Consider the following 6,078-nt stretch of genomic DNA (forward strand, 5'->3'; position numbering starts at 1 on the left):
CTTTAATATCTCCTCGTATTCCCTTATGGCCTCCTCTGGAGGCAGTGTATCAGCATAGTTTTGCCTTGTTCTTATTTTATTAGGTGATTTCTTAACTGCATCTTCCCAGATAGCTCTTTCAGAGGACCAGAGGCTATTTCTCTGAAAGGTAAGAATACCTGCAATGAGGATAATGACTGAAGTTATAAGTGCTATCAGCCCTTTGTGTCTTCTTAGAGGTACAAACCATAAAACAAGCCCTGTTGATACCACAAGAAGTCCCATGAAGGGTAAATAGAGCCTGTATTCCATTATAATCTCACTTATTGGGAAGATACTGGATTCAACTGAAAGGGTCATATAATACCAGAAGATTCCGGTTGCAACAAATCTTCCGTGTCCTGGTCTTCTTAGTAAAGTAATTGCCAGCACAAGGACAGTAAAATGAAATATGAAGGCAAAAAAGGTATCTGTCTCAAAAAGACTTTTTGAGAGGGGATAATCGTAATCTATATTTAAACCCACGGGGAATAAAAAGAGTCTAAGATAGGATATGAGAACCCTTAACTGGGTTAAAAGATAAATGTGCCTCGGGATGTCTGGAGCGACAGCTGTCTTTTCTATTAAGGATTCCTGAGGAGTATACCATAGGGCATCTATTGTGCTTAATGGTATTATAAAGAGGCTCAGGATGAAAAGCATAAGGGTATGCCAGGGTCTTTTTTGTCTGAAATAAAGAAATTCAAAGAAAAGTATAACAAATGGTATGGTAAAGGCCATCTCCTTTGACTTCATCGCAAGTGCTGTTGAAAACAGTGAAAGGATATAGAAAATATTTCTCTCCTTAAGTCTGGCAATTAAATAGAAATATACAGAGGATAGATAAAAGAGCGTACAGAGAAGTCCGAATCTCTGGCTTATATATGTAACTGCCATGGTGTTTACTGGATGAAGTCCAAAAAGCAAGGCACCAAAAAAGGCTATCCAGTCCTCATATTCTCGGTAGGCATCTCCAAAATTAAGTCTCATTATCAATTTAACAAGAACGAAGATTAAAAGGGCATTCAATATATGAATAAGGAGATTCGTCAGATGATAAAGAGGGGTACTGAGTCCAGCTATTGAAAAGTTTACATAAAATGTTAAAAAACCAATGAATCTTGAACCATTTATATTTCTTAAAAGTTCTCCCAGATCCTTAACCCTGAGATTCTTTACTATATAGGCGTGGTCATCCCAGTGAAAAGGTGCAGTAAAGGTATTGGAATAGGAAAGAAAGGTAAGGATAGCAATGGCTATTAATAAATACTTTGTCTTCATCGGCATTCTTTAAGAAGCTCAAGATTCTCCTTTGCAAGTGTATCACCTGGATCAAGTTCTAAAGCCTTTCTTAAAAAAAACTCTGCTTCTTTACATCTGCCAGAAATCATGAGTACATAACCCAGATTATTCCAGGCAGGACTGTACTCAGGCTCTATTTCGATAACCTTTCTGTAATAATATTCTGCCCTCTTTAGATCCCCTCTCTTAAAATTTATATTTCCAAGTTCGTAGTATGAAAATTTATATGTAACCTTTTTCATCTCCTGGGTTACACTTTCAGATTCTGCCCTTTTAATAGCCTCCTCATAAAGAAGCTCTGCCTCATCATCCCTTCCTGTAACCTGAAGGACATTTGCAAGGTTCATAAAAGCAACTGGCTCTGGATATATCTCAAGTGCTCGCCTTGAGGCACTGAGTGCGCACTCAATATCTCCTGCCTTTCTACAGGCAACTGATAGATTAAAAAATGCCCTCTGGTTTGAAGGTGATTTCTTTACAGTATCTTTCCATAGACTTATTTCATCAATCCAGATACTGTTTCTATGGTAAGTAAGCATAGCCATAAGTAGAACCACTAATAAAACCAGAGTTATCTTTATTTTTTCATTTAACACCCTGTCTTTTAAGGATCTTCTGGTATTCAATATACGCCTCTTTTCTTTGAGGGTCTATTTTCATTGCTCTTTCATACATCTCCTTCGCAATGCTGTAATTTCCAAGCTCATCGATTACATTTCCTGCACCTACAAGGGCTTCATAGGAATTGGGGTCAATCTCGAGTGCCCTTCTGTAATACTCATAGGCTTTCTTTAAAAAACCCCTCTCATACATAAGGGAGCCAAGATTCACATAGGCATCAGCATTATTCTTGTCTAATCTTATTGCCTTTAACCATGCCTTTTCTGCCTCGTCTAACCTGCCCTTTAGTCTTAAAAGATATCCCAGTCTGGTAAGGTAATTACTGTTTTCAGGCTCGAGATAGGATGCCCTTTCAATGTATATTATAGCCTCGTCGATCCTGCCCTGGCGCTCGCATAACTCACTGAAAAGAGAATAGGCCCTCGGGTCTTCAGCAAGGGCTATTGCATTTTTTAGATATTGCTCAGCTCGCTCCAAATCTCCCCGTTCCATGAGGCCAAAGGCAAAAGCATAATTTACCTTTGGTGAATCAGGCATTGTCTCGTAAGCCTTCTGTAGAAATTCCATTGCCCTCTTAATATCACCTTTCATACCATAGATAGCTGCAAAATTGAGATATATCTCCAGGCCTGCTTTGAGGTAATAGAGATTCCCACTCCTTATTACATCGCTAAAGACCTCTGTTGTTTTGAATAATACAGCAAGAGCATCATCAAGTCTGTTTCGCATGAGATAGCTTCCTGCAAGATTTATATAAGGTCTTATCTTTCCAGGGGACTTCCTGACAACATCCTGCCATAATATGAGGTCATCCTTCCACACAGAATTTCTGCTAAGTGTTAAAAGAGTAAGGATAAGAATAACGATTGAGAGTATAAATTTTTTCACATTTTATTATAACAGAATCTCATCCTGCCATGAATAACCCTTTAAGGATTTAAAATCATTGTCTGACCCAGAATTTAAGAAAATTTCTTGTTGCCCAGAACTCAATAAGGGGCCTGTCATCTGTTATAACTGGTATATGAGCCATTTCAAGTATCTCTCTTACTGATTCTGCCGTTCTTACGAGCTCAATATCAAAGAGTGGTTCTATACCACGAATTTTTTTCATCTCCTCAAGCATAGGAGGCAAATAGGATGGCAGGAGTATACCTGTCTGGGGCACTGATTCAAGAGGTAGCTGTGAGCCAAGCATTATAAAGTCTCTTGATGCCTTTACTTTATAAACATACACATAAGGAAAGACCATTCTGAAAGTCTTTATGCATGACCTCAACTCATCCCTTGTAAATATCCATCCGGGAACCCACTGAGCCATTATTCCATGTGGTTTTAGTCTTTTAGAGGCAATCTCATAAAACTCCTTTGTGAAGAGATTTGCAGCCATTGCCTCTGATGGAACAGAGGGCTCTGAGGTTATTATGTCGTATTTTTTTTCATTATAAAGAAGATATCTTCTTGCATCATTTATATAAAGATTTTTATTTTTGAGTGTCTCAGGTATTCCAAACTTTCTCACAATCTCCACAACAGCAGGATTTATCTCCACAACATCTACATAAGGTGCATGTCTGCCAGCAATCCAGGTTGTAACACCGGCTCCAAGACCTATTACAAGGATATCCTCAGGTTTATCTCTTAGCGCCCTTACCGGAAGTTCAACAAGAAAGAGGGTATTGGGCACATCTGTAAAGGCTGTTCCTTCCATCTTTCCACCGTGCTGTAAGGTAACGAATCCATTTTCATCAAGATAGGCACGGACAAAACCCTGAGGATGGTCCTTTTCATAAAGAACCCTGTAAGATGCCTCTGAACTCCTCAGCTGCTCAAGGCTCTCAAATCTCCTAAGCATGTAGAAGGTTGCAAAATAATCTGAGGGGCTCGCCTTTAAAAAGGGATAAAGACTGAATATAAAGAGAAAAAACAAAGGTAGGAGTGTTCTAATTTTTTTTGACAGGTATATAAAAACTATGCCAATAATGAAATTAAACAGGCCTGCAATAAGGGCCGTAGCCTTTAAGCCAAAGGAGGGTATAAAGACAAATCCAGCAAGTAGAGAGCCGAATATGGCACCCACTGTATTGAAAGAATAGGCACTTCCAACCCACTTACCGAGGTTCTCAAGCCTCTCTGTCAGTATCTTTGAGACAATAGGGAAGGTAAAACCCATAAGAATTGTTGGAATAATCATTACCATTGAGGCAAGAAGAAACTGAGAGAAGAAAAACAGGGTCGTATAATCTCTTAAGAATAGATAGAGCTTAAAATAAAGGGATGGAAGAGTGTATATAAGAGGTATGCTCAGGATTCCAGAAATACCTATTCCTGTCTCAGAAAGGCCGTAGTAAAATAGTAGAGTACCTGAGCCTTTGCCAGAACTCCTATCCGCAATCATTCCACCAATATAGGAGCCAGCAGCAAGGCCTGCCATAAATGTTGCAAGCATTATTGAGAGGCTATATACAGTGGAGCCGAGTATTAGACTCAGTGCCCTTGTCCAGACCACTTCATAGACAAGGGCACTCAGGCCAGAAAAAAGAAAGGATATTAGGATTAATAGATGCATAGATTAATAAAAAGGGCTGGCACAGTGTGCCAGCCCAAAAATTTCATTCATTGTCTTTTTATTTACGGATTATCATAGTCATAGGTGGCACCTCCGTAGGCCCTTTCACCAGTGTGGCCTCCGGTACAGTTATTAAGGCTATCAGCGGTTTTCCTTACATAGCAACCACCAGAAGTTGTAGTTGTAGGTCTTGCAACTCCACCATTAGCATTACCATCATTAGGACCTATTGCCCAGGAAGCTCCATTTAAGAACCTCTTACCCTGCCTTGTTGTCCATGTAGGCCTTGCTGTACCCTGAGTAGGCTTTGAGTAGAAGTTAGTTCCATGAATTCCACCTACCCTTTCAGAGCCAGCTGAACCATCTCCCCTGTATATAGCATGACACATGTTACAGGTGATACCTGTACGCACATATGTCGGTGTTGTAGTACGAGGACATGCCTGGTAAATATGACCTGTAGTATTGTCATGCCTTACCCTTGCATATATTGAGGCAGGAGGATTATTCAATGAAGGACCTCCATAAACCGAGCGTCTGTGGCAATTGTAACAGAAGTAATTATAGGTAGTCTCATTTGCGCCTGTATGGACCTCTGTAGTTATTGTCACTTGAGTACCGTCAAAGAATTCATATCCTATAACAGGTTCCACTGATTTAACCATAAATTTATTAATAGATGCATGTGGTCCAAGAGGATCTGTAAGGGTAGAGCCATGACAGTCCTTGCAGAGAAGTATTGACCACGGTCCATAGGGCGGCACAAAGGTATTTCCTAGTCCTGCTGTTATTGCATAAGCCTGGTTACTAATAGCTGCTGATGGAGCTGGAGTAACCTTGAAGCTTGTAGAGCCATAAATCTCAACTATCTCAAACCAGAACCTCGGTGTATCTGGAGAACCTGCAGTTGGATAATTTATTGAGCCTACATATACCATCCATCCAGGAAGTACATTCTGGGGCAGTGAGCCGCCTCCACTAAGGGTTGCTGTACCAGCAGTAGATATAGAAATTGAACCTGTTGTGTATTTTGGCCAGTTAGGATTAGCACCGTATGGTCTTCCTGTTGCAGTTGTTGAACCTGTTGCTGTAATGGGCTGGTTCTTACCCCTTGCGTATATGGCATGATGGGCAAGGTTATTTGGATTTGCCTCCTCAGCAATATCACTTGCAGGCATACCTGTAGTAGCTACAGTACCAGCAAGGGAAAGATTTGTAGGTGGAGAGCTCAGGAATCCAAAATAACCATGGCACTTAAGACAGAGGTCTCTTTCGTACTGAACATCCCATACCTTGGTATAGCTATAGTCAGCACCTGGTCTATAGTTATCACCAGCATTTGTTGTAGTCGGCGGCTGGAACCCGACAGATACACCCCATACACCTTTCATACCTGAACCTGCTGAGCCATCCTGTTTAAACACCTCGTACTTGTCTCCAGCAGCAGGAAGAGCTGACGGGTGGTGGCGCGGTCCGAGGCCTGGGAGACCTGGTTTTGGACTTCCAGCAGCAGTTTCTCCACCGCGGCGATGCGGGTCAGTACGTCAGACATAGAGAGTCCTCCATGG

Annotated in this window: 6 protein-coding genes; all 6 read right to left on the minus strand. The window is 40.9% G+C overall.

The window, feature by feature from the left end; all coding sequences use genetic code 11:
- A partial coding sequence (locus tag N2257_10200; GenBank protein ID MCX7794754.1) for a hypothetical protein occupies window positions 1–1,299 on the minus strand: 1,299 nt, incomplete at its 3' end.
- Entirely contained in the window at window positions 1,296–1,946 is a 651-nt protein-coding gene (locus N2257_10205) for a tetratricopeptide repeat protein (protein MCX7794755.1), read from the minus strand. The genes N2257_10205 and N2257_10200, both read right to left, overlap by 4 nt.
- A complete protein-coding gene (locus N2257_10210) occupies window positions 1,906–2,829 on the minus strand; it encodes a tetratricopeptide repeat protein (protein ID MCX7794756.1) in 924 nt (307 codons plus the stop codon). The genes N2257_10205 and N2257_10210 overlap by 41 nt, the downstream gene beginning before the upstream one ends.
- A gap of 55 nt (window positions 2,830–2,884) precedes the next feature.
- Window positions 2,885–4,510, minus strand: a complete 1,626-nt coding sequence (locus N2257_10215; protein MCX7794757.1) for a fused MFS/spermidine synthase — start codon at window positions 4,508–4,510, stop codon at window positions 2,885–2,887.
- Between the two features lie 62 nt (window positions 4,511–4,572).
- Window positions 4,573–5,901 carry a hypothetical protein gene (locus tag N2257_10220; GenBank protein MCX7794758.1) on the minus strand — a complete coding sequence of 443 codons (1,329 nt, stop codon included), beginning with the start codon at window positions 5,899–5,901 and terminating at the stop codon, window positions 4,573–4,575.
- Window positions 5,898–6,078 (minus strand): hypothetical protein (locus N2257_10225; GenBank protein MCX7794759.1); only part of this gene is annotated, 181 nt, incomplete at its 5' end. The genes N2257_10220 and N2257_10225, both read right to left, overlap by 4 nt.

Source organism: Thermodesulfovibrionales bacterium (assembly GCA_026417875.1).
In the GTDB taxonomy this organism is placed as follows: Bacteria; Nitrospirota; Thermodesulfovibrionia; order Thermodesulfovibrionales; family CALJEL01; genus CALJEL01.

What these genes read in the sequence shown, in the direction of transcription:
- N2257_10220 (MCX7794758.1), bottom strand. Translation starts at nt 5,901, where the DNA reads ATGAAAGGTGTATGGGGTGTATCTGTCGGGTTCCAGCCGCCGACTACA.
- N2257_10215 (MCX7794757.1), bottom strand. Translation starts at nt 4,510, where the DNA reads ATGCATCTATTAATCCTAATATCCTTTCTTTTTTCTGGCCTGAGTGCC.